Source organism: Streptomyces griseobrunneus, assembly GCF_046713465.1.
Taxonomy (GTDB): Bacteria; Actinomycetota; Actinomycetes; order Streptomycetales; family Streptomycetaceae; genus Streptomyces; species Streptomyces microflavus.
Genome location: NZ_CP177080.1, coordinates 1,676,771 through 1,703,629 on the forward strand (window position 1 = coordinate 1,676,771; position 26,859 = coordinate 1,703,629).

Below are 26,859 nucleotides of genomic sequence, written 5' to 3' on the forward strand. Positions count from 1 at the left end.
TCAGGGAGCCGGGGCGGACAGCCCGGTGCGGCCGGTCGGTTCTGTGCGGTCGTCGTCGCTCCGCCCGGAGCGGGGCAGCGGTGCCGGGACCGGGCGCGGGGCGTCCTCGGCCGAGGCGGGCTGTGCCGGGCGGGTCCGCTGCCAGGGGGCGGCCCCCGGCGCGGTGCCGTCGGCCGCCGGGTGCAGGGTGAGCACCGGGTCCCCGGCGTCATCGGTGCCGGAGATGTCCACCGGGAAGTCGGTCCACCACACGGTGCGGCCGAGCCTGCGGGCGATGCGGTCCGCGAGGTCGGCGGCGTCGGCGGCCCGGTCCGGGAGGGCGAGGAGGACCGGCACGGTCAGGTCGGTGCGGGCCAACGCGGGGTCGGCTGACAGGAGTTCGGCGAACTCGTCGGCCGTCGTCTCGTACGTGTCGCCGCCCCAAGACACCTCGACGAGATCCGGGTCGTCCGCGTCGGCCACGACCCGCACCGGATAGGGGACGGGCCGGTCCTTCCCCTGGGCCCAGGGCGCGTCCACCAGGCCTGCGGGTGTACGGAACCGGTCCAGGTCCACGTCCTGCGACGGCCCGCCGGTGTAGTCGCGGCCGGTGCCGTCCGACGCGCCCTGCACCGTGTCGAGGGCCGTGTCGTCGTACGCACCAGCCTCCTTCAGGGCGTACGCCGCCGCGATGTCGGGGTCGGACGCCTCCCGGCCCACCGCGAAGGCCCGGGTGAGCACGTCGAGCGCCTCGGTGCGGCGGGCGTGGGCGGCGCTCGGGTCCGGCTCCAGGTGGAGGACCCGGGCGGCGAACTCCTGCGCGTCCGGGCCGGTCCCCGGCAGCGTTTCCTCGGCCTTGACCCGCGCCCAGAACATCCGGGACATCGCCGCCTCGCCCACCTCGTCGGTGCGGATGCGCAGGACGGCGGCGGCCTCGTCCTCCACGTCCCCCTCCGCCAGCCACTGGGCGGCGGCCTCCACCGCGGGCAGGTCCACGAAGCTGACGAGCCCGTCGCCGGGGTACCGGGCCCAGTGCTCCGCGGCGGCGGCCAGCACCCGGCGGGTGGTCTGCCGGTCCACCCCGGCGGCGGCCTCCGGGTGCACGGCGACGACCCGGTGGAGCAGGTCCAGCGTGAACGGGCCGGCCTCCTCGAAGTCGGAGTCGCTGCGCCACATCTGGTCCACCGCCGCCGCGCCCCGCAGCAGGTCGCCGAAGCCGGGGTCGTCGTCGATGTCGTGGCCGAAGGTGATGCGCAGCGCCCGCACCAGGCGCAGCGTCGCCGTACGCATCTCGTCCGACACCTCGCCGTCGCCGGGGCTCACCCCGGCCACCTCCGCCAGCCGGTCCAGCTCGTCCTCGTCCGGTTCGGGCCGGGCCAGGGCCCAGGCCCGGCGGCGCCCCTGGGCGTCGGCGAACAGGGTCCGCTGGTAGCGGCCGTTGCTCCGCCGGGTGCCCTGGGGACCGTAGGCGAGGCGTACCGCCCGCCCGGTGGCGTTGGCCACGTGCTGGCCCATCGAGACGGTGGCCAGCGGATCGGCCACGAAGGGGCCGCCGTACGCGTCGGAGGCGGCGCTCGGAGCGGGTACGGCGCTGTCGCCGGGCGCCCCGCTCCAGCAGACGACGAGGTCGACCCAGTGGTCCTCGGGCAGGGTCGTCAGGCTCTTGCGGCGGCGCAGCCACGGTCCGGCCTCCCGCTCACCGATGTCGCGGGTGGTGCCGTCGCGCAGGGCCAGCGTCAGGCTGCCGGGAGAGCCGTGCAGGTCCAGCCGGTACGCCCGGTCCTCGGGGCCCGGCCGGGGCAGGTCGAACTCACCGGAGGTGCGGCCGGTGGCCGGGTGGTCGTGGACGAAGGTCGCCATCCGGTCCAGGTGGCGGTCGTCGTCCTCGAAGTCCCGGGCGAACTCGGCGGGATGGTGGGAGGCCCGGCCGATCTGCCGGCCGCTGAGCGCGCTGACGAGGGCCCGGCTCACCACGTCGTGGTGCCAGCCGGGAGTGTCGTCGTCGGTGTCCGGCCCGAGCCCCGGATCGCTCGCGATCCAGTCGCCCCGGGGGGCCTTCGGGGCACGGACGACATCGATGGTGCTCGCCTCCCCGGGGGCGGACTCGACGGTGACCCGGCCGCTGTGCGCCCACACCGTCCGGCCCGTACGGTCGGCGAGCCTGCGGGGCAGGTCGAGATAGCCGTCGGCGGCGAACGGTACGGCGAGCACCACAGGTGTGTCCGGCGGCAGCGCCTCGCGGGCCAGGTCCGCCGCTACCAGCTCCACGAACTCCTCGATGCCCAGCTCCCGGACCGTGCCGTCCGGCAGCCGCGCCTCCACCCGGTCGGGCCCGCCTTCCGCAGCCACCACGTAGGGCGTCGTGCCGCTCGGCCAGGGGGCCGGTGAGGTGGTGAGGACGTCGTAGCCGCCTGCGGGGTCCGCCTCCAGCAGGTCGCTCTGCGTGGTGTCGAGTCCGATGACGTCACTCGTGCCCCAGTTGAGGCCCGGCACCCGGCTGCCGCCCACGGTGAAGTGCTGGGCGCGGCCCGGCGCGGTCACCCCCAGCTCGGACAGGTGGTACGCGGCCAGCGCCGGGAAGCCCGTCGCCCGGCCGGCCGCCGTCGCCCGGCCCACCAGGCCGAACAGCTCCTGCCGGGTCTCCTGCGGGACCGTGGCCCCGGGGTCCAGGTGCAGGACGCGGCGGGCGATGGCGTCCACGTCGAGCGGCCGGTCCCGCAGCGCACGCTCGCGACGGCGCAGGGAGTCGAGCTTCTGCACCGCCACCGCGTCGGGCGGCTGGTGGAGGACGAGGGTCGCCTGGCGGCCCAGCTCGGCGCGGGTCACCTGGGCGAGGGCGCCGGTGCCCACCCAGTCGGCGGGCACGCGCGCCATGGCCTTGACGACGATGGCGAAGTCCTGCGCGGTCAGGCGCGGTTCGCCGGTCGGCAGATCACGCTGCAGGCGTTCCAGTTCGCTCGCCAGCAGCCGGGTGAAGCGATGGCGCGCGGTGGTGGCCCGCCGCCTCGCGGGCGAACCGGTCGGCGCACGGTCGGGGCGGATGTCGGCGCCGTAGCCGGTGACCTCCACACGGGGCAGGGACGCGCCCGCCCGCCGGTTGCGCAGACCGGTGGCCGCCACCTGGGCGGCGAGCAGCTCCAGGGTCCGGTCCCCCTGCGCGGAGGGGCTCGTCTCGTCCCGCCCGAACGCCACGAGGGTCCGGGGCGGCAGCGGTTGCAGTGCCCTCGCCGAGGCGGGGGCGACGGGGACTGCGGGAAGCGCGGGGGCTGCCGGTACGGAGGTGGACTCGACGCCCTCCATCGGGTCGCCAATGGAACTGCGCTGGTTTCGGGCGGAGTTCGGGGCGTTGTCGGCGGGGACTGTGGTGATCGGAGCCGGTGCGGTCGGAGCCGATGTGATCGGAGCCGATGTGATCGGAGTCGGTGTGATCGGAGTCGGTGTGATCGGAGTCGGTGTGATGCCCTGCTCGGCGCCCTGCCCGATGGGCTCCGGTTCCGCCGGGGCGGTGCCCTGCGGGGTACGGGTCCCGGCGGCCGGGTCGCTGTTGGTGGCCGGTGTCGGCGCACGGGGGCCCGGCGCCGGTGTGGCAGGCACCGTCTGCGCACCCAGGTCGGGGACGGACGGGGCGGTGAACCGCCAGTCCGTGGAGCTGGGTTGGGCCGCAGAGAAGAGATCGGGGGCCAGCACGGGGAGTTCGCCCTCGGCGGCGTCCGGGGCTGACAGTTCGACCGGGGAGGTGCTCCACCACACGGGCCGGCCCAGCCTGCGGGAGACGGTCCCGGCGACCTCCGGGGTGGGACCGCTGAGCCCGTCGAGCAGCAGCAGGACCGGCGTGGAGGACTGGATCCCCCGCAAGCCTGTGTCGGATGCCAGAAGTTCGGCGAACTCGGCGGCCGACAGCCGGTGGGTGGCCGCGCCCACAGTCACCTGGACGTGGCTGCTGTCCTCCAGGTCCACCGAGGCCCGTACGGCGTAGGGCACCGGCCGGTCCTTGCCGTCCGCGTCCTGTCCGGCCCACGGCGCGTCCACCGTCGCGTCCGCGACCCGGAAGCTGTCCAGCCGGGGCAGCAGGGTCGCGAGGCCGCGCCAGTCCCGGCCGGAGCCGAACGCCGCACCCACGGTGGTGAGCAGCGCGGGCGCCGCGAGGGCACCGGCCGCCTCGACCGCGTACGCGCCCGCCACGTCCGGGTCGGCCATGTTCCGGCCCGCCGCGAAGCCCCGGGTGAGCAGCGCGCGGGCCCGGTCGCGCAGGGCGTCGTCCACCTGGGCGTCCGGGTCGAGGCGGAGGGCACGTACGGCCAGCAGATCGGCGGCCGGTCCGGGGCCGGGCAGCGTCTCCTCGGCGCGGACCCTCGCCCAGAACATCCGGGTCCGGTGCGCGGGGGCGTCGGCGGGGTCGGCGAGCCGCAGCGCGTCGACGGCCGCCCGGTCCACCGCCGCCGGGTCGGAGAGCCAGGCCGCCGCCGTACGCAGCTGCGGGAGGGGGACGAAGCTGCTCACCGGCAGCGTGCCGCCCGAGTTCCGCCACTCCTTCGCCGCCTCGGCCAGCACCTGGCGGGTGACGTCCCCGTCCACGCCGCCCACCGCGAGGGGGTGCGCCGCGATCACCTGGCTGAGCAGCTGCGGCCAGAACGGGCCGGTGGGCTGGAGGTCCGGGTCGGTGAACCACATGTTGACGATCGCGGCGGCCCCCGTGACCAGTGCCGGGAAGTCGTCGGCCACCTGTACGTCCGGTCCAACGACCAGCTTCAACGCCCGCACCACACGCAGCAGTTCGGAGCGGAGGCGCGGGGACGGCCCACCCTGGAACCCGGCCTGCTCCGCCAGCCGGTCGAGTTCCGCGTCGTCCGGTTCCGGATGGCTGGTCTCCCACCACCAGGGGCGGCCCTGGGCGTCGGTGGCCAGTACCCGCACCGGGCCGTCGCCGAACCTGACCACGCCCTGGGAGGAGTACGACAGCCGGGTCGTGCGCCGGAGCCGGTTGGCCAGGTGCTGGCCGAGGGAGAGGGCGTCGTCGCCGAGCGGATCGGCGGTGAACGGCGCGGGCAGGACGCCGTCGAGCTGGGAGACGTCCTGCGCGGAGCCCTGCTCCGGGGCCCCGGAGTGGCAGATCACCAGGTCGACCCAGTGGTCCTGCGGCAGGCTCGCCAGGCTCTTGCGCCGCCGCAGCCACCCGGTCGCCTCGTCCCGGTCCACGGTCCGGCTGCCGCCGTCGGCCAACGGCAGGGACAGCCCGCCCGGGAGCCCGTGGCCCGCCAGCCGGTACGCCTTGTCCGCCGGGCCGGGGTCCCGCATCGGCAGCTTGCCGGAGTACATGTTGGTCGCGGCGTCCCAGTGGACGTAGAAGGACATGTGGTCGAGGTCGCGGTAGCTCTCGCGCTCCCCGACGAGCTCGGCGGGCTGATGGAAGCTGCGCCCGGTCTGCTCGCCGGTCCGGGAGCTGACGATGGGCTGGGTCAGCACCTCGCGGTGCCAGGCCGGGGCGTCGTCGTCGGGGTCCGGCGCCAGGCCGGGGCGGACCGGGAGCCAGGTGCCGTCCGGCAGGCCGTCCCGGTGGAGCACGGCGATGGTGTTCGTCGCGGTCGGGTCGGGGTTGCGCTGCGCCAGGCCGCTGTGGACCCAGACGGTGCGGCCGGTGCGCTCGGCGAGCTTGCGGGGCAGTTCCAGGTAGCGGTCGCCCGCCGACGGCACGGCCAGCACGATCGGGGCGTGCTCGGGCAGCGGGTGGCGGGTCAGGTCGGCGGCGACCAGCTCGGCGAACTCGTCGGCGTCCAGCTCCCAGGTGGTGCCGTCCGGCAGTTGCGCCGTGACCCGGTCGTGGCTGCCGTCCGCCAGCACCGGATACGGGGTCGGGTCCCACGGCCACGGCGCGACGTCCGCGTTCCCGGTGGGGGCGGGTGCGCCCGTGGGGCCGGTGGTGAGCCGGTCCACGAAGAGGGTGTCGAGCTCGGCGGTCCCGGTGCCGGTCCAGTTCAGGCCCGGCACCCGGTTGCCGCCGGCCGAGACGTGCCGGGCGCGGTCGTCCGCGAGCAGGCCCTGCTCCTCCAGGTGGAAGGCGGTGAGCGCGGCCACACTGGTGGCCCGACCGGCGGCGAGGGCCCGGCCGGTCAGCGTGTACAGGTCGCGCCGCATCTCCGGATCGACGAGCACGGAAGGGGCCAGGTGCCGGATCCGGCGGGCGACGGCGTCCACGTCCAGGGGCCCGGAGCGCAAGGCCGGGTCGGTGCGGCGCAGCGCGTCCAGGGCGTCCAGGGCGGCGGCGTGACGCGGTGAGGTGACGCCGATGGTGGCCTGGCGGCCCAGCTCCTCCCGGCCGATCTGCCCGGCCAGGGCCACGGTGACACCCTGGCCGGGCACCCGGCTCCGGCCCCGCGCGGTGATCGTGAAGTCCTGCGGCCGCAGGGGTGTGACCCCGGCGGGCAGGTTCGCCTGGAGGGTGCGCAGGGCGTGGTCGAGCTTGCGTACGAACAGGTCCTGGGCCGCCCTCGCCCGCAGGTCGCCCTGTGCCTGGGCTGCCTGGTCCCGGTCGCGCGCGGTCCCGGCACCGCGCGCGTCCGCGCCGTATCCGGCGATGTCGATCCTGGGCAGCGGTACCCGGTTACGCCGGTTGCGCAGCGCGGTCCGGGCGACCTGGTGGGCCAGCCGCTCCACCCCGCGCTCGGCGCTGTCGGCGGTTCCGGTGGCCTGCGGCGCGAACGGTACGAGGGTCAGCGCGGGCAGCGTGGTGAGCGGCCGGGCGGGCGGGGCGGCGGGCACGGCGTACACCGGCTGCCCACCGCCCGCGCCTGGGCCGACGGGTACGGGTACGGGCAGGCCGAAGGTGAAGTCGAAGTCGGGGAGGTCCCCCAGGTCACCGAGGTCACCGAGGTCACCGAGGTCACCGAGGGCGTCCATGCCTCCCAGTGCGTCCGAAGCATCCAGGTCGAGGCTGTCCAGGGCGGAGGGGGAAGACGCCGGGCAGATCGAGATCGCCCAGGTCCACATCCATGTCCACGTCCATGTCCATGTCCGGGAACTGGCCTTGGCCTGGGTCCATGCCGAGGTCCTGGCCGGGGTCCATGCCGAGGTCCAGGTCGGGCATGTCCAGATCCGGCATTTCGCCACCCGGCCGGGACTGGAGCGCGGGCCGTCCCGGCGCGGCCTCCCCGGCCGTGGGCCCGGTCGCGGGCACCGTCCAGCGCGGTGCCAGGCCGAGTCCGGTACGCAGGGTGTCGGCCAGCTCCGCGGCGGACGCCCGTACGCCCTCGGCACCGGCCTGCGCCGCCAGCAGCTGGCCGGCGACCCGGCGCACCGCGTCGCGGAAGGCCTCACCGGCGTACCGGGAATCGGCGAGTACCGGGTGCGGTTCGGGCGGCAGCACCAGGGCGACGGCGGCCGACCAGGCGCGGGCGGTCTCCTTGTCGCCCCGGCCCTCCGGGGCTGCGTCCCGGAGGTCGGCGTACGTCCCGGCCCACAGCCGCCGCGCCACGCTCGCCGCCACCGCGTCGAGGACCTGCGTTCCGTCGTCGGCCCGGACCAGGCGTACCCGGGCCAGGTCCAGCGGGGAGAGTCCGCCGGCGGGCAGCCGGCCGTCACCGCGCAGCATCATCTCGGCGCGCAGGCCCGGGGAGAGCGTGACGCCCGCCTCGCGCAGCTCGTCCGATCCGACGGTCTCCTCCGCGCCAGGGGGTGCGGGGGCAGGAGGCAGGTCGTCGGCGGTGAGCTGTTCCGCGATGTACCGCCGCTGTTCGGTGTCCCGGGACACGGCCGGGGCCGGCGTGAGAGGTCCGGTGGCGTCGCCCGTGTCGTCATCGGCGGCGGTCCGGGCGGCGCCCAGCGCGTCCGGTGCGACCCCCAGGGCCCACAGCCGATGCTCCGCCCGCTCCAGCAGCCTTCGCGCGCGGTCGACTTCAGCGAGGGCCTCGGGGGCAGCACCGACCGCTGCCGCGCCGAACGCGCTCCGCGCCCGACTGTGCGCCTCCCAGGCCGCGTCGAGATCCGCGTCGGGCCCGTTCGGCGCCGCCGCCCGGCCCCCGGACGGGGCGGAGTTGAGCGCCGGAGCCGGAACGGAGGGCGGGGTGCCGGCGTCCAGCACCTCCTGGGCGTGCTCGTCGGGGAAGCGGCCGTCGCGGGCGACGTGCTCGCGCAGCTCCTGCTCGGTGAGCGGGTGGACGTTCCAGTAACGGCCCCAGTTGTCCTGGTAGTCCAGTGCCGGATCGTGGCCGAGGAGGGAGTCCAGCGCCAACTGGGCGCCGCGCATCACCTCGTGGAACGAGTGGTGGCCCGCCGACAGCGACATGGCGATCATCCCGGCCCGGATCAGCCCGAGGTCGAGGTCGAGGCCCCACTGGTCCCGCATGCGGGCGGCGTGCACCAGGAAGCGGTAGGTCGAACCCGCGGTGCCGGTCAGGACCAGGCCACCCGAGTCCTCGGACGTCCCCTGGAGGCCGGAGCTCATCGCGAGGTCGTACACGGAGGACGCGGGCATCCAGGTGAGCCCGAGCTCGTTCACCGCGAAGGGGCGCTCGGCCCGGCTCAGCGGCGGGCGTACGTCGTCGGGGTCGGTCCGGACCGTGTGCTCCCGGGTGGCACGGGCGAGCGCCGCCTGCTTCTCCGGTACGGAGAGGGTGTCGTCCAGATTCAACTGTGCTGCCAGCCGCTCCAGTTGGGTGCGGCCTTCCGCCTGGCGGCGGCTGGGCCGCTCCCCCTCGATCTCCGGGTTCGGGTCCTCCCGGCCACCCAGCATCTCCGGCACCAGGTCGCTGGAGATGCCCTGGAACAGGAAGGTCACCAGCTCCCTCAGGTTGCCGGTCCGCAGCACCTGCTGGAGGACGGGCCGGTGAGTGCCGACGGACCCGGGCATGCTCGGGTTCTCGCTGCCGAACGTGGCGAGGGCGCGCGGGTACTGCTGCCGCGCCCGCTCCCACGCGGCGCGCGCCATCTTCCGGAACTCCTCGGTCACCGCCTCGTTCTCGGCCAGGTGTTCGGCCAAGCGGCGCTCGAAGAGGACGGACTCCTCGGCGTACCGGATGCGTGCCCGGACCCACGCGGGCACCGGTACGCCACGGTCGGGGCTGGGCGTCGCGGACCGGCGGCCCGGACGGGACGGGTCCCGGACGGAGGTGGTCGTGGACCCGGTGGTGCCGGTGGTGCCGGTGGCCGGGTCCGTACCGACGGGCGGCGACCCCTCCGGGGCGGGCCCGTCGGTCGGACGGAGCAGGGCGGGCGGCTCGGTGCGGAGCGGCTCCCCCGCGGGCGCGGGGCGGCCGGACTCCGGAGGGGACGTGTGCCGGTGGTCGTCGATGTCGACGGTCACCACCCGCCCCCGGTCCGGGTCGGTGGCGCGGCGGACCCGCTGGGCGTCCAGGGTGAGCGTGAAGTCGGAGAGCCGGACGTGCGGGCCGGGGGCGCCCTCCTGGAACGTCCTCAGCAGCCGGGCCAGCCGGTCCCCGAGCGCCCTGCCGACCGTATCGGCCCGCTTCTGGCCGCTGGCCCGGGAGCGGTTGCCGTGTCCGGTGACGGTGACCGTGGGCAGGGGCAGGCCGTTGGTGCTGTTCCACAGGCCGGTGCGGGCGAGGTACAGGGCCAGGGCGTCCAGGTTCTCGTCCGCGTCGGGCGACAGGGTGTGCTGCTGCTCGGCGAAGCGTACGGTCCGCCGGTCCGGGCGGAGGGCGTGGCCGTGCAGGGCGACCGTGGTGAGCGGATTGGACACGGCGGGTGAACGGTCCGACAGCAGCGCCGAGTTGACGGCGTGAGCCGACTCCCCGGGGCGCTTGCTGTAGGCGCGGAAGTACCACTGGTCCTTGTCGTGCGGGACCGGCGCGGCGGACCGTACGGCGTCCCGGGCGCGGGCACGGGTCTGGTCCACCTCTCGCTGGGCCAGGGCGTGTTCGGGGCGGTCCTCGGTGAAGTACCACCGGACGTGCTCGGCCTCGTGGACGGCGGCCAGGGCCCGGGCCGCGCGCGCGAACCCTTCCAGCCGGGCGGTCTCCGCCGGGTCGGCGCCACCGCGCCGGGCCGTCTCGGCCCGCTGGTCCGTCTCCTGTGCCAGGAGGGTGAGTTGGTCCTCGTCGTAGCGGTCGAGATTGTCGTCGACGACGGCGTCGAGCTGGTCCGCCGGGATCTGTGTGCGGGAGTGGGTCTCGTTCTCCAGGGTGATCTGGTGGGTGCCGTCCTCACTGGCCAGCACCACCTGCGCGAAGTGGTACGGGGCGTGCGGACCGACCGGGTCGCCGGGCCTGGCGTGGTTGTGGGTGAAGAGCTGGGCGCCGCCGTCGTTGGTCGTGCTGACCGACTGGATCAGATAGCCCTCACCGACCTCCGCCCAGGCGTACTCGTTGACCCCGGCACGGGCGGCGGCCTGGGTCAGCGGCCCACGCAGCGCGTTGTCCTGGGTGTGACTGAGGGCCTGGCCGTACGCCTCGCCCGGGGTGGGCGCGCCGACGACTCCGCCGGTGAAGCGCGGGTCCCGGCCCGCCTGCCGGACGGCCCAGTCGGGGGTGACCGCGATGGCGGGGCGGGTGCCGCGGGCGACCTCCGTCAGCGCCTGGGCCAGGTGGTGGGTACCCGTGACCTCCCGGCCGTGCAGTCCGTTGACCGGGGCCGTGGCCACCGTGCCGTCGGGACCGCGGAAGGCGAGATGGGAGAGCGGCGCGGCATCCGTTCCGGCGACCATCCGGGCGAAGTCGCGGGTGAAGGCGTGCTCGGAGGCACCGGAGGCGGTGAGGAACCGGGGCTCGACCCGGAACAGCGGTTCGCCGGGCGTGCCGTCCTCCTGGTCGAGCACCACACGTACCGAAGGGTCGGCCTCCAGCCGTACCCCGGCTCCGGCGGCGGCCAGTCGGGCCGAGGAGCGCTCGATCGCCGCCCGGGTGGCGTACACCTGCCGGCCCCGGCCGGTGGTGTCGTCCCCGGCCGAGCGCAGCGCGACCGTCCGGTCCGCGGAGATGTGCAGCGGCGGCCGGTCGGCGGCGGGGACGGTCCCCGGAGTCTGCTGGGGCAGGACCAGCGCGGGTCCCTCGGCCCCCTCCCCCGTACGGACTTCGCCGACCGTCCGGGACCCGGCCTCGGTGAACAGCACTCCGGTGCCGCTGTCGTCGATGACCTGGTAGTCGCGGGTGACCAGGGGGCGGGGACGCAAGGCGTCGACACGGTGTTCCCACTGCAGTTGATCGGCCAGCCGGTCGAACTCCGCGTCGCCGTCGCTGGTGGAGCCGCTGTCGCTCCCGGCGTCGCTGCCGCGGCCGTCGTCGCTGTCGGTGTCGCCGCTGTGGTCGCGGGCGCCGGGCAGGCCGGGCTCCTGCGGTGGTGGGGGCGTGGTCCAGTCCGGCCCGGTCTGCCCGGCCCCCCGGTGCACCACGAGGTGGGCGGCTCCGGTGGTGGGGTGGGTGGCGACCTCGGCCGGTCCCAGCGGGTACCAGACCGGGCGGGCCGTCGTGCCGGCGACCAGGTCGGCGACCTGTGCGGCGAACGCAGGGGGCAGGGCGAGGACGATGTCCGCGCCGCCCGGCCGCCGGGAGTCGTACGAGATGATCCGGGCCATCTCCACGGCGTCGCGGACCACGAAGGTGCGCCACGGCGTGACGATCTCGACGCCGCCGCCCTCAGCCGCCCCGGCCACGAACAGGTACGGGTTCCGCCACGGCGCGCTCTGCCCGGCCGTGCGGCCCGAGCGCTCGGCGAGGTAGGAGTCCGGAGCCGGAAGGCCCGGGCCCTTCTCCGTGAAGTTCCGTCCTGCCGGGGTCCGGTCCGCCGTGCGCAGCAGGGTCTCCTCGGCGAGGGCGTCCCGCCGGGTCTCGATCTGCCGGTCGACGAAGTACACGGCGAGGTCATCGGCGCTCGCCAGGTCGTCCGATGACGCCTCCAGCGCCAGCGCTCCCAGGTCCAGGACGTCCTGGTTGCTCACCCGGGCCCGGAGCGGCAGGTGCAGGACGTGCCGGACGAGGTCGGCCAGCCCGGCGCGGGTCGTACGGCCGCCCGCCGCCTCCTCGACCAACTCGTAGAGGGCTTCGGAGGTCTCCTGGAGCCGGGCGCGGGGAGCCCTGCTCCACTGCGGGCCGAACACCGCCGTCAGCCACTCGGGGTCGGCCCAGATCGGGGTGTCCTCCTCCCCCTCGGAGTCGGAGTCCCCGTCACTGTCGGGGTCGGGGTCGGTGCCGGTGTTGTCGTGGGGCTGCGGCTGGGGCTCCGCACCGGACAGCGTGCTCAGTTCGTACGCCTCTTCCTCTCCCGGCAGCCCGGGACCCTCGCCGGTGAGGGACGTCTCCGGCGTCTTCGGCTTCGGCTCCGGGGTCGGGGCCTTCGGCGCCGGGGCCGGTGTCCGGAGGAGCAGCGGTAGGAAGTCCCCACCACGGCGGCGGAGCCGGAGGACGGGCGCGTCGGCGGAGGGACCGGCGTAGGTGTGGGCGGTGCCGTTCTCCTCGATCAGGGTGATGGTGGCGCCGGTCGCCCTGGCGGCCCACTCGGCCACCGCACGATCGGCGTCCCGGCCCCACGGAGCATTGGCGAGGTGGCGGCGCAGGTGGCCGTCACGGGCATCCCGGCTCGGCGCGGGCGCGCCCGGCCTGGCCCGGAGCGGCGGGGGCGAGAACAGTGTGTCGCGTTCCGCCCGGTCGCCGGGAAGCCCGTTCAGGCGCATCAGCTGGGCGGGCGACGCACCCGCGCGGATGCGGAGCCGGGCCGCCGCCTGCGGGTCGCGGCCGGGCTGCTCGGCGGCCTGGCGCAGGGCCGTGGAGAGCGCGGCGAAGAAGCCGTTGCCCCGGCCGGCCGGAGTGCCCTGGGTGTAGGTGGCGCCGTCGGGTGCGGTGAGGAGGCCGTCGCGGTCCAGGCGGTAGCGCGGGCCACCGGTGTCGGCGGGCGGCAGCCAGGGCGGGGCGGGGTGGCTGCGGTGGACGGGCGGCTTGGGGGTGGTCTCCGTGCCGGTGCCACTGGTGCCGGGGGCCGTCATCGTGCTCGTATCCGTGCCGGTGGTCGGCGGGGCCGGCAGCGGGGTGGTGGGAGGCGGCACCGTGCCGGGCGCCAGCGCGGCGGAGAAGAAGCCGTCCGCGGCGAAGAGCACCGGGCCCGAGGCCGGGTCGGCCGTCGCCGGATCGGCGCCGTGCGGGAGGAACATCTGCTGCCGCCCCTCCCCCGTCACCACCGTCACCGGGGTGCCCAGGATCCGGGCCGCGAGTGCGGGCAGCACATCGGCGCCGCCGTGGTCGCCCGCCCGGCGCTCCGGCGGGGCCGGGGCCCCGGCATCCGGGTCCGCCGCGGGCTCGGCCGTGAACGGGCGGTACAGGGCCGCCGTGGCCAGCGCCACCCGTTGCTCCGGGCTCGGCCAGAAGGTCTGCGGGAGCCGGCCGAACGCGTCGAACTCGGCCTGCTGAGCAGCCGTCAGCACCACCCCTGCGGCGTCCAGTTCGGCCTGGGTGAAGGTGTCCGCCACATCCAGGGCCAGGCCGTCGAGCAGATCCTCGTTGCCGTTGTCGGCCAGCGCCCAGGTGAGCCGGTCGCGCGCGGCGTCGACGGCCTCGGCGGTGACCGCCGGGTCACCGGGGGCGGCCGTGAACCGGTCGGCGAGGTCCCCGTCGAGCAGGAAGGACAGCCGGTCCCGGTCCTGGGCCGTCGCGAGCAGCGCGTGGAAGAACGAGGCCCCGTCGTGCGGTACTTCGTGGACCTCGTGCACCGTGCGCCCGTCCGGCGAGGTGAGAGTGCGCGGGGCGGCGCCGGTGGCGCCGGTGACCTTGTACGGCTCCGGCGCCTCGGAGCGCCAGTCGGGCGCGGTGTACTCCTGCGGCACGTCCTTCACCGGCACGGAGCCCGAACCCTGGTGGTGGGCGGTGAGGCGGGCGGCGGCCAGGTGGAGGCGGTGGTGGTCCTTCGCGGCGGCGTCCAGGCGCTGCTGCCAACGGCGTACCTCTTCGCGGGCCGTCTGCCAGGCGGTGACGGCCGGGGAGTGGGCGACGGCCCGGGGCAGGACCGTGGACCGGTCGTCGTCCCCGAGCGCGGTCTGTTCCTCGGCGCTCAGGTCGAGCCAGGTCTCCCGGGTCTTCGCGCGGGCGTCGTAGTAGTTCTTCTCGGCGGTGGCGAGGTCGGCCGCCGCCTTGGCCTGGTCGTCCCAGGCCGTGCGGGCCTCGTCGGGGAAGGTGGTGTCGTCCAGGAGGCCGTAGTCGCGGGCGATGTCCTCGCGGAGCCAGACCAGGGCGGTGGTCTCGGCCTCGACGGCGCGCGGGCCTCGCCTGGGCTTGCCGAGGGCCTGCATCGGGCGGCTGTCGGTGACCCGGTGATCCACCTCGGCCACCGAGAGCCAGCTGACGGGCACCGCGAAGAGCATGCTGCGGTCGGTCAGCACCTTGACGTGCGTGCCGAGGGTGGTGTCGGTGGCGCTCCTGAGCGCGGTGGAGTCGTTGGCGCCGCCGATCGGGACCGTGGCGCCGGGGTTGGTCACGCCCGCGTTGCTGTTGCCCGCCAGCGGCGACGTGCTGACCGCGCCCTCGACGTTGTCGGTGATGCCTGCTTCCAGCGCGTCGCCGGTCTTGCGCCGCTGCATGGCCTCCATACGCGGCTTGTTCTCCACGGCCAGCAGCCGGGCGCCGGTGCGGTGCATCTTGGCGTAGAGGCGGGAGTCGGCGGTGTGGGACTGGCCGAGGAGGCGGGCGGAGGACTGAGTGGGCAGCGGCGAGCCGTCGGGGCCGAGTGCCTCGCGGAAGCCCGCGGTCAGACCGACCTGGGAGGTGGCCTCCTGCTGGGCCTGGGCGGGGGCGGTGCCGAGGGCGGTGAGCGGGGTGTGGCGGGCCATCCGTACGCGTTCGGTGAGCGTGGTGCCCGTGTGCCGCTTTCCGAGGTCCGTGTCACCGGGGAAGCCGTCGGCGCGGGCGGTGGCGAGGGTGAGGGCGTCCTGCACGTTGGCCGAGCCGAGGATGTCGACGGCGAGGATGCCCGAGCCGATCACATCGTCGAAGGGCAGGATGTCCGGGTCGGCCTCGCCGGTCTCCCCGTCCGTGGTCCGCCACCGGGCGATACCTTCCGCTCGGGCCTGATCAGCCGTCAGCACCTTTACCGCGCGGTCGGGTTCGGGGATGTCCTGTTCGGTGAGCGCCCCGTCGGTGCCGTCGCCGTCCGGGGTGAGCAGGCTCGCCGGGAGGATCTCGTTGAGGGAGCCGACGGGGGCGGTGGCGGTGGGGCCGAGGGGCTTCCCGGAAGCGTCCACCAGGGTGGCCGTCAGGGTGTACGTGGTCACGATCTCGGCGTGCGCCTGGGTGGTGGCGATGTTGGGCATCGTGGTGCTGCCGACCGCCTCGGTCACATTGCTCGACCGCTGCTTGGCCGCGGTGCCCTGGAGCGCCGGGTTGGCGACCAGCACCCCGCTGCCGGCCGCGCGTTCGCTCGCACTGAGCGTCACATCCGCGCCGCGGTCCTGGGACCGGCCCTCGACGTCGTCGCGGGCCGTGGTGCGGTAGTCCTCCAGCTCGTAGCCGGTACGCAGCCGCTCGACGGTGGTGGTGACCGGCGTCAGGGTCAGCTTCAGCTGGCCGGGGCTGCCGCCGACCGGCAGGTGGTGCGGGCTCGTCCAGGTGCGGTAGCGGACCGGCAGGGCCATCCCGTCGGTGGTCAGCTCGTGCACATGGGAGCGGAGGAAGTCCGGGGAGAGGCGCTGGAGCACCTGTTCCCGGTCGTGCGAGGGCACGCCCATCCTCTCCAGCTGCCCCATCAGCTGCTGCGCCGCCCGGCTCGCGTCGAGCCGGCCGCTGGGGTGGGAGGGGAAGTGGCGGCGGCGGAGGAAGGGAGGAAGCCGGTAGCCGCCGCCGAGGTTGTCCGGTGTGCGGGTGCCGAGGCCGTCGGGGGCGAGCCCGGCCTCGATCGCGTCCTGCATCGGCAGGTGGAACATCACCGCGTCGCGGATGCGCTGGAGCGCGGCGGCTCCCCGGCGCGGGGCGAGGCCGCGCCCGAGCCGCTCGGAGATCCGCCCGGCGGCGGAGCTGATCCCGCCCCCGGCACGGGTGCCGACCGCCCCCATCGCGGCCGTCCAGCGGTCCCGTACGGCCACGGTCTCGGTGGCGTCGGCGACCACCAGGTACATCCGCCCGGCGTAGCTGAGGGTGGTGTTGCGGCCCCGGGTGAGGGTCTGGGAGACACTGCGGCCCTTGCCCCAGGCGTACTGGAGGGCGGTCGAGTACGCACCCACCAAGGCCTGTTGGCCGGGAGCCTGCTGCAACGGCGTCACGCCGCCCTGGAGCCCGAGGGTGGTCCGGGTCCCGGTGCCGGAGGTGCCGGCGACGCGGTGCTCGTTGCCGATCGTCGCTTCGAGGCTGCCCGGCTTCGGGTCGCTCTTGACGCGTACGTTGTCGAGTTCGCCCCGGACCGCCGCCTTGAGGTAGTGCGTCGAGAAAGGGCCCGCGCCGGTGAGTCCGGTGATGCGGGAGCCGAACGGACCCAGGTACTGGCCGAGTTGCCCGGCGACGCCGAGGTTGGCCATGGCCCGGCGCAGGGCGGTGCGGATCGGGGTGCCGGGCGCGCTGACGTGCCAGGAGGAGCCGGTGGCGCGGTCGGCGGTGTCCTGTACGAGTCGCTGGCGCTGCTCGCCTCCCTCGGTGCTGAGGACCACGTGCGGGGCGCTGAGCAGCTTGTTCACGAGCTGCCGGTCGGATGCGGCGGTCCGGGGCAACGGCCGTGTTCCGTCGAGGAGCTGGTCCGCCTCGGTGGAGGGGAGGGGACGCGGTACGGGGGTGGGTGCGGGCGCCGGCGCGGGACCGGTGGCCGGAGGGTCGGCGGGGGCGTGGCGGTCGGAGCCGTGGGCCGCCGGGACGGCCAGCTCCACCCGGCCCATGGTCTCGGTCCCCCGGGCGAACAGCGGACGCTCCCCGACCTTGCTGACGAAGACGCCCGCGCCGAGCAGCCCCACCGAGACCAGCCGGGTCCAGCCGCGCGGGCGGCGGTGCCCCTCGAAGGTGGCGCCCAACTCCACCTGGTAGCTGTAGAGATCGGCGCCGTTCTGGAAGGTCAGCTGGTCGTGGGCGACCGCGACGGTGTTCTTGGTGGCCCGCGTCCGCGTCTGCGCGTAGCGGGCGCCCAGGGAGACGTTGCCCGCCTGACGGGGCACCCCGGCGCCGGGGTCCTTGTCGTGGTCGCGCGGCGAGATGCCGAGTTCGACACCGGCGGAGAGGGTGGTGGACTCCTGCTGCCCCTGGCCGGAGACCTCGGTGCCGATGACGGCGTTGCGCAGCGAGCGTTCACTCAGCGTGGTCTCGAACTGCCGGTCGGTGAGGCGGGCACGCAGGATGAGCGTGTGGTGGCCCCGGCGGACCTTGCCGTCCTCGGTGAGGGTGACGGGCACTCCGGTGGTGGTCAGGTCGTCCAGGCTCTGCGCGAGGCTCGGCCGGTTCAGCGCCTCGCGCACCTGGCGCTCGTTGTGCAGGGCGGTCCGCATGCGCCCGTCCCCGTACCAGAGCTTGGCGAGGTGGGGGTGGCGCAGCATCAACGACGGGACGAAGAGCGACGGGTACGCGCGGTGGAGCGTGTCCAGGACCGTGTCGGTGAAGGCCTTCAGGGGGTCCTGAGGGGCGGGGGCCGGGGCGGGCGCGGGGGCCGTCGTCGTGGTGGCCGGGGCGGGCTGGGCGGCGGGCCGCCGGTCCGGCACGAAGCCCTCGGCGCGGACCTGACCGCCCAGGTGCACCGGGTCCTGACGGGTGAGGTACCACGGCACCGGCGGCTCGGCGTCCGGGTTCGGGCCGGTCGCTCCGGGCGTACGGCTGTCCCAGCCCGCGAGGCGGCGGGCGTCCTGGGTGGAGTACCAGTCGAGGCTGACCACCCGGACCGGCTGGGCGGCGGAGGCTGGCTGACCGGCCTTGCGCACCATCAGGGTGCGCTCCACCCGGTACAGCGCCATCGGGTGGTTGCGGACGCGGCCGGTCACCTTGCGGGCGGCGTCGGAGCCGAGGTAGTGGCCCCGGCCGGTGCTGAGGTCGGTGCGGACCAGGGGGCCGCCCTGGAGGCGTACGTCGGTCTCGGGGCCGATGAGGGTGTAGTTCGGCCCGGCGGTGACCTGGACCCCGAGGCGGGTGTCGCGGATGTGGGCGCGCTGGTTCTGGTACGTGGTCTGGGCGAGGTCGCGGACCTCCGCCTTGACCGACTCCGTGACCAGGGTGGCCCGGTGCGGGATCGACCGCTCGACGATCAGATGCCCCAGCGGGTGCTGCCCGCTGCCCCGGGTCAGCTCGGGTCCGCTGACGGGTCCGGCGAACCGCCCGAAGAGGCCGAGCAGCCGTCCCGGCCGGACGTAGGAGACCAGGGTGCGGTGGGCAGAACTGCCGGGCTTGGCACCGGAGATGGCGAGCGCCACGTCCTCCGGCGGGTCCGTCAGGTGCAGAGCGGTCGTGTCGGTGATCCGGGGTTCGGCCCCGTCCGGGAAGGTGAGCGTCTCCGGCGCCCGCTTCGGCCCCTTGAAGGGCACGGTGAGGTCGTCCGGCAGCCGCCAGCTCAGCCCGTCCCGCATGGCGAACCCGGCGGAGTGCACCTCGCTGCGCTGCCAGCGGAGGGTGGCGGCTGGCGGGGTGCCAGGCCCGGGGGTCGTCGGCGCGGGGGTCTTCGGGGCCTCCGTGACCCGCTCGACGCGCACCCGGTAGTGGACGTCGTCCAGATGCAGGTGGGACCCCTCCCAGGCCCGGTACTCGCTCTGGTGGTACGCCTGCGTGCCCAGGGTGTAGTCGGTCCTGCGGGTCCAGCCCAGCGAGACGCCGATCTTCAGCATCCAGTTGAGCGGCGGGCCCATGCCCAGCGCGGCGGCGACCCGGCGGCCGACACCGACGCTGCGCCCGCCGCCCGTACCCGCCTGGCCGCGCCTCATGGTGTCCAGCCGGACGGTGGCGCCGCCGACCTCGGAGAAACGCTCCCAGCGGTGGTACGGGACGGCCTCGACGGTCATCTCGTGGCCGACCCCGGACTTCTCCCGGCCCACGAAGCGGGCGCCGCGCGGGGCGGTGAACGCGCCCGGCTGGTCCTTCAGAAGGCGCAGCAGCTCCGCCTCGTCGAACTGGGCCCGGAGCTTCTTGGGCAGCTGGTCGAAGACCTCCTTGGCCACCTGCTCGGGCGAGCGCAGCGTGAGAGCACCCAGGCCGTTGAGGAGCCCGGCCCCGGGGGTTCCGTCGGTCCGGGCGCCCGGGCCGGTGGGGCCGTCGTCCGGATCGGCGTCCGGGCTGATCAGGACGGTGGGCAGCCGGCTGCCGTCGTCGAAGGTGACGGTGCGCGGGGCGGGGCCCGGCGGCCGGGCGTCCTCACCGGTCAGCAGCCGTGCCGGGCGGTGCCGCTCCAGCTGGGTCTCCAGCGGTACGGGGTCGCCCCGGTCCGGGGTCTCCTCGGCCGGAGCGTCCAGGTCGGTGACTTGGCCCATGCTCCGAAGCCACTCCCCGAAGACGTCGGTGCCGACCGGGTCCTGGGTGGCCGGGGCGGGGGTGGGGACCGGGGTGGGGGTGGGAACCGGCACGGCTGCGGCCGGGACCAGGGCGTCGTAGTGGTCGGAGCCGTTGTAGGCGAGGTGCAGGGCGCCGCCCCGGCCGCCCGGGTTGAGCGGGGTGACGGAGGTGCCCGCCGGGGCCGACGCGTCGGGCCGGACGAGTCGCAGCTCGATGTCGAGGGTGTGCGCCAGCGCGAGCGGGAGCGCGTCGGCGAACGGCGAGGACCACAGGGCCGGGAGCTCGGCCGCCGCGACGATCAGCCCGTCGGTGCCGAGGCGCCGGGCGTCGGCGGGGGTGGGGGCCACGTCGGCGAGGTGGGGGTAGCCGCTGTCCCGGAGGATGCGCCGCCACCGGCGTCCGTCGCCGTCGGTGACGACCGCCTGTTCGATCCGGTCCCAGCGCTGCCCGATCCGCTCCCGCGCCTCCGGGTTCCGTACCCCGGCCAGGGCGGTCATCCGCAGGTCGTCGACGACGGCGAGCACCGGGTCCGGGGTGGCCTCGACGTCCGGGGCCAGCAGTTCGGAGCCGATGAGCCGGTCGCGGAGCAGGCCACGGAGGCCGGCGACGTTCCGCGCGGCCCAGGCGGGCGGAACGTCGTGGCTGCGCGCGGTGTCGAGAAGCGACCGGAAGAGGCAGTCCCCGTCGGCCCGGGTGCGCAGCCTGCGGAGGGCCTGCCCGTCCGCGTGGACGGTGTCCGCGAGGCCCGGCGTCCCGGTGTCCTTGCTGAACAGGTCCACGTCCTCGGCGATGCTCTCCGGGCGGCCGGACGGGGAGGCCGAGGAGGACGGACGGGGCCCGGGGTGGACGAGCACGGCGTGGTCGTTGCCGGGGCTGAAGCGGAGCAGCGGTTCGCCGGACGAGCCTTCGTGGGAGCTGACGATCTTGTCGAAGACCGACTTGTCGAAAGCCGTCGGCGGATTCCAGAACATGTGCGCGCCGTGCGCCACGGCCATGTCCTTGGCCCGCATCTCATCGATCAGCGCGTCATGTTCGGGAGGCGAAACCCGGGAACCGTCCGGCGACGACACATCGAACAGGTCATGGTCTCCGGTGATCGGCCGGCGACCGCCCTCACCATCGAAACCGAACACGATTCCTTCGTGAACGGTGAACCTGCCGTCGGCCTCGTACTGGGCCATCTTCCCGGCCAGCTCATGGAACTCCGTGGACCGCTGGTTGAACCGCGAAACCACCCGGTCCCACGCATCCACCGGAACGGAACCCTGATCCGGCAGCACCGGCTTGAAGTAACCGACCAGCCCGATGTTCCCCGCATCGGCGCCCAGCAGTGCATCGACCTCGTCGACGGTCTTCGCCTTGATGTCCTGCGGCTTCGGCATCGCCCCCGCATCCAGCCACTTCGGCGCGGACGGATTCGTCGGCCGCACATCCACGACCACATTCCGGTCCCGCGCCACATCACGGAACTTGTTGAAATTCTTCTCCGGAATGCCGTACGTGTGCCGGGCGGTATAGGAATCGACCTGTCCGGGCTTGAGCTTCTGCGCCCAGGTGAGAACGGCGTGGTCGCTGTTGGGACCGAAGCGGAGCAGCGGTTCTCCGGAGGGGCCCTGATGGGAGCCGACGATCTTGTCGAAGAGCGACTTGTCGAAAGCCGTCGGCGGATTCCAGAACATGTGCGCGCCGTGCACCACGGCCATGTCCTTGGCCCGCATCTCCTCGATCAGCGCGACATGCTCCGGATGCGAAACCCGCGAACCGTCCGGGGAGGAAATGTCGAACAGATCGTGGTCGCCCGTGATCGGACGCCGTTCGCCATCGTCGTCGAGACCGAACACCACCCCGTCCTGAACGACGAAGCGGCCATCGGCCTCGTACTGCGCCATCTTTCCGGCCAGCTCATGGAACTCCGTGGACCGCTGGTTGAACCGGGAGACCACCCGGTCCCACGCATCCACCGGAACCGAACCCTGATCCGGCAGCACCGGCTTGAAGTAACCGACCAGCCCGACGTTCCCCGCATCGGCGCCCAGCAGAACATCGACCTCGGAGACCGTCTTCGCCTTGATGTCCTGCGGCTTCGGCATCGCCCCCGCATCCAGCCACTTCGGCGCGGACGGATTCGTCGGCCGCACATCCACGACCACATTCCGGTCCCGCGCCACATCACGGAACTTGTTGAAATTCTTCTCCGGAATGCCGTACGTGTGCCGGGCCGTGTACGCGTTGACGACGAGGGAGTTCACCGGGGGCGGCACCGGAGGCGGCGTTCCGTCGGACACGGGCGCATCCGGGTCGACGGCCGGGGCGGCCGGGGCCGCGGGCTCCGGGCGGTGCAGGCGGCGGGCCAGCTCGGCGGTGTCGTCGGGGCCGAGGCCCAGTTCGGAGAGCGGCAGCGGGGCGTCCGACAGCGACCAGGCGATCTGCGCGGACCGCGCATAGGAGAGGCCCAGCACGTCGGGCTGCGAGACCAGGGTGTCCGGTGCCGGTTGGGGCGGCGGGGGCGGCAGCAGCCGGTCGAGCGTGGTCGTGGGGGTCGCGCCGGACCGCAGTCCGGCGGCCGCTTCCAGGAACGCGGTGTACTGCCCCGGGGTGGGGCCGGTGGCCGGGTCGACGTTCGTGCCGTTGGTGGCGGTGTGCCAGTCGGTGACCATCCGGTCCAGCAGGTCCGGGGTCATCCGGCCGTCGCCGTACCGGGCCGCGGTGCCCGGTTCGCGCCAGCGCAGACCGTCCACGTAGGCGAGCGCCGCCAGCAACTCCCTTTTCCCCGACTGCTGTTCGGCGTCCGGGCCGAGGACCTCGCGCAGGGTACGGAGCTGCTGGAGGGCGCGGGCGCGGGCGAAGGCATCGGCCGGGTCCGGGCCGGTGTGCAGTCCGGCGTCGCGGGCCAGGTCGTCCAGGTCGGTCCCGGCGGGCTCCGGGGTGAACAGCCGCCACCGGCCCGGCCCGTCCGGACCTTCGCCGAGCACCGCGCGTACGTTGCCGTCCCGGTCCTTGGCGGTGCCCGCCTCGGTGGTCGGCGCGTACACCGGGCGCCCGGTCCGGTTCGCCACGTGCTGGGCGACCGGCAGTCCCGCGATCTTCGGCTGCTGCCCGGTCTCGCAGGAGAACAGCACCAGCGGCCGGTCCCGGTCCCCGTCCTGCGCCCAGGACTTGAGCACCTCGCCGAGCTGGACACCGCTGACCTTGACCGTGGGGTACGCGGGGTTGTCCGTCCCGAGGGTGACGGTACGGGGCGTTCCGTGGCCCACGAAGTAGTCGGCGCCCCGCTCGGTGCCCGAGCCCGGGAGCGCGGTCGGCGGGCCGGTGAAGACCGTACGGGGAGCGGGCGGGGCTTCGGAGGTCCCGGGGGGCGGGGGCCCGGCCGAGGTGGTGCGCACCCCGCGGAAGGTGTCCTGGCCGAGCAGCGCCTCACGGCCGGCGCTCTGCCCCGTACCGTCCTCGGCCGGGCCCTGAGAGATGGTCACCGTCCGTACGGCGACGCCGGGTTGCGGAGTGAGCGCCGTCTGCGGCACGAAGCGCCGGAGCTCGCTGAAGGGCACCGTCTTCCGGTCGAGCGTGGTGACGGACGGCCCGGTCGTGGGGGCCGGCGTGGTTCCGTCGCCGTCGGTGGTGCTCATGGTGATCGGGGCGACCGGGGTGTCGCTCGTGTCCATGTCGCCGTCCCGCCCCGACTCCAGGTGCGGGTCGGCGGCGGTCTCGCCTTGCGACGGGCGCGGTCCCCCGGTGTCCAGAGCACCGTTGCGGATCAGGGATTCGACCATCTGCGGTACCGAGTGGCCGCCCTGGAACAGGCTGTACATGTTGTCGGGCACGACGGGGCGCAGGCCCTGCTCCAGCAGGAGTTTCGGCAGCAGGATCTGCACGTTGGAGCGGAGGTTGCCGTCCTGGAACGGGTGGACCACGTGCAGCGCGCGGATGGTGCGGACGATGGAGGCGAGCTTGGCCGCGTCGTCGGCGTCGGGGTCGGAGACGCGGGCGTAGTGCTGCTGGAAGAGCGTGTCGACGAGGTCCGGCGCGGCGTCCTTGCCGTAATTGGTCGCCAGCGAAGGGTTGTTGTGCAGGAACCGGGTCAGGATGGTGACCGGCCGGGGCTTGGGCAGCGGCTTGGACCAGTCGCGGCTGGTCGTGTCGTAGACCAGCAGGTGATCGCCGATGCGCTCGTCGAAGATGTCGTCGGCGAGAGTCTCACCGCGCAGCGGGAACTGCGTCGCGCCGCCGCCGGACCAGCCGATCGTCCGGCCGAGGTGGCCGGTGGCCAGCCCGTGCATGGTCCGGTACGAGGTCGAGTCCATGGGCGTCGCGACGGTGCCGGGGTCGCCGAGGAACTGCGTGTACGCCGACACCATGCCCTTCTGGAACCCCGGTGAGCGGTCGTGGTCGTAGTAGGAGCCGGGGTCGTCCGGGAAGGCGTCGAGCGCGGCCTGGTGGTTCTTGGGGTCGATGTAGAAGGTCCACCACTGGTCCTCCGGCAGGTAGTCCCGGAGTGTCTGCGGGGATTGGTCCTGTGCGGGGTCCGCGGGCCGCACGGTGATCTGCCCGTGCGGGGGCGGGGCGGCCGAAGGTGTGGCGGTGGTGTTCCCGTCGCCACGGCCCGATTCCAGGTGCAGGTCGGTGGCCGTCTCGGTCCAGGGCCGGGCGTCCGCGGCCGGCTTGGAGGCGGCGGGCACGTCGGTGGGGGTGGTCGAGGGGGCCGAGGATGTCGGGATGGCCGCCGGCTTGATGTCCGGCGCGGCCTCGGGGGCTGTGGTGGTGGGCGGCGGCTTGACGTCCGGGGCGGCCTCGGGACCCGTGGTGGTGAGCGGCGGCTTGACGTCAGAGCCGGGCTCAGGGCCGGTGGTGGTGATCGCCGTCGGCTTGGGGTCCGGACCCGGCAGGTCGCCGGTGGCGGGAGCCGGTTCGCCCGAAACCACCTTCACGGAGGACGGGTCGCTGTCGTACTGCTCGGACTCGGTGCGGCGGGGTGCGGTCTCGGTGTCGGCCGGACCGGACTCGATGTCGGCGGACGCGTCCTGCGTCTCCTGTGTCTCCGCCGCCTGCTCGCCCGGCGGAGGCTGTGCCGCGCCGGTGTCGCCGGGCGGGCCGCCCTGGGAGACGGAACGCGGCGGCGAGGCCGCCGACGCGGGGGTCTGGTTGGCCGACGCGGTGGTCGAGGCGGCGGGCGGTGGAGCGGCCGGCATGACGGGCGGCACGCCCAGGGCGTCGGCGAGCGGCAGCAGCACGTTGGCGCCCGGGAACGCCGTGTTCGCCCCGCTGTCGGGCGTCGCGGCGAACCCGGGGCCGCCGGTGAGCGGGCGGACCTCCACCGGCGCACCGGGGCCTTCGCGGGTCAGCTCGACCGCCTCGCGCACCGGCTGCCCCGTCGCGTCGGAGCCGGTCGGCGGACCGAGCACCACGGCCCGGTCCACCCCGGCGCCGTCCAGCAGCTCGGCCGCCTCCGGCGATCCGGCGAGCGGCGGCGGCCCCTCGGAGACGACGACGGTCAGCGGGGACGCACCGGTGCCGGGGCCGTCGGCGGTGGTCGAGGCGTCTCCCTCGACTCCGCGCGTCCCGGAGCTGCCGCCGGCCTCTCCGGGAGCGCGCGCATCGCCGTACGAACCGCTGGTGTTCACCTCGGGAGGGGCGGTGTGCTCCGCCGGGCTGGACGGTGTGTCCGTACCAGGCGAGTTCACGTTGCCCGCCCCGCCGGTCGTACCGGCCCCCGGCGACGCCCCCGGCCTCTCCCCCAGGATCGGCGTATCCACCGTCACCGGCGTGCCGAAGCCCTCCAGGGCCCGGCGCACCTCGTCGGTGTCGACCTGGCCGGCCGGGCTGTTGCCGGAGGGCACCACCCGCACCTCGGGCAGCTGCGAGAGCCGGTCGTGCACCCCGTCGCGTACGTCGATCTCGGCGGGGCCCGGCGGCTGGGAGCCCCGGAGAGCGGCCAGGTCCCGCAGCGCCTGCTCCCGTACCTCGGCGGGGCCCTGGTGGACCTGCTGCCACAGCGCGTTCTCGGCCGCGGTCACCGGCAGCGGGCCCGGCGTGTACGGGGGCGGGTCGGCGGAGAAGTAGGGCGGCGGGTCCTGCGACACATAGGGCGGCGGCGACTGGCCGCCGGTGAAGTCGCCCTGGCCAGTGGTCTGCTGGACGACCGGCGGCGGTGAGGAAAGACCTGGGCCGTCGCCGCCGGTGCTGTCCGTGCGGGAGGGGCCCTCGGCACGGTCGGAGCCGCCCGTCTCCGAGCCGTTGCCGTTGCCGTTGCCGTTGCCGTTGCCGCCGGAAACGGTCGGCGGCGGCTGGTTGCGCAACTTGTCGATGGCGTGGCGGAGTTCGGCGCCGCTGTTCAGTGCGGCACCCATGAGGGAGGACTCGACCAGGCTGCTGATGCCCGCACCGAAGAAGGTGGTCCAGCTGGAGGACCAGTCCCCCTCGAAGGCCCCCTTGATCAGGATCTCGGCGACCACCTCGCCGGCTCCGGCTGCGATGAAGTCCGCCGTCCCCTTGAGGGCGTAGTGCCCGGCCAGCGCGCCCGGCCGGTCGAGGTTGAGGCGCAGGATCTGGCTGTTGCGCCACAGCTCGGGGTTGTTGCGGAAGGAGAGCGGGCCGTCCCGGAAGGTGACAGGCACCGGGCCGGGCGAGGGGGTGGGGCCGGGGCCGTTGCCGTACGGGTTCGGGTCGGGGCGGTCCTTCGGCAGGTCGAGGTCGGGGTCCGGCTTGGGGTTGGGGGTCGGGCCGTTGGTCTTGATGTCGACGTTCGGCGTGTCCCGCCAGTCGGGGTTCTTGAAGTCGAGATCCGGGCCCCCCTTGAGGAAGGTGCCGTCGAAGCTGCGGACGATGTCCTTGGCGAACTTCTCGAAGACGCTGGTGAAGAACCCCGCCGCCGCGCCGAACGCGGCGGCCTTGCCGATGTCGCTCCAGTCGATGCCGTCCGGGCGGCGGCCGTCCGGGGCGAAGTTCATCATCGCCAGCCGCACGGCGAAGGTGGTGAACGCCTCGGCGAACGCCTCGGTCAGCGAGGGCGCCAGGTGCAGCCGCTGGAGCAGATGGCTCAGCGTGGTGAGGATGAAGAAGCGGCTGCGCAGCTTGGCCATCATGATCTGGCTGGCCGAGGCGCCACCGGTGAAGAAGGACATCGCCAGGTAGATGGCGATCTCGATGAGCAGCCGGATGATCTCGGCGATCACCTGCCACTTGGACTCCATGATGTCCATGGAGGTCTTGCGGCGGCCCTCGGCGATCTTGTCGAGCTGGTCGGAGAAGTCGCGCAGGTAGTTCTTGCCGCCGTCGTCGATGAGCATGCCCATCGCCTTGGCGTACGACGAGGCGAGGTCGTCCGGCATGGACTCGCCGATGTCGTGGATCGACTTGTCGATCAGCGAGGAGAGCCGGTCCAGTTTGCGCCCGAGGCCGGAGTAGGGCCGACGGCTCTCGAAGGCGAGGTCCTCGTCGGCGTCCATGAGCCTCTCCCCGGTGAGGATGAAGATCATGGCGTTGACCTCGGGCGATACCTGGATGCTCACCGACGGCCGCC

2 protein-coding genes are annotated in these 26,859 nt (G+C 74.5%); both read right to left on the reverse strand.

Annotation, left to right across the window (positions count from 1 at the left end; genetic code table 11):
- The gene (locus tag ACK8N7_RS07445; protein ID WP_500441594.1) at positions 1-6,963 is read right to left on the reverse strand and encodes a lonely Cys domain-containing protein; all 6,963 of its coding nucleotides are present in this window, start codon (positions 6,961-6,963) and stop codon (positions 1-3) included.
- Positions 6,857-26,848 carry a hypothetical protein gene (locus ACK8N7_RS07450; protein WP_500441596.1) on the reverse strand — a complete coding sequence of 6,664 codons (19,992 nt, stop codon included), beginning with the start codon at positions 26,846-26,848 and terminating at the stop codon, positions 6,857-6,859. Before ACK8N7_RS07450 ends, ACK8N7_RS07445 begins: the two co-directional genes overlap by 107 nt.
- Positions 26,849-26,859: the final 11 nt, after the last annotated feature.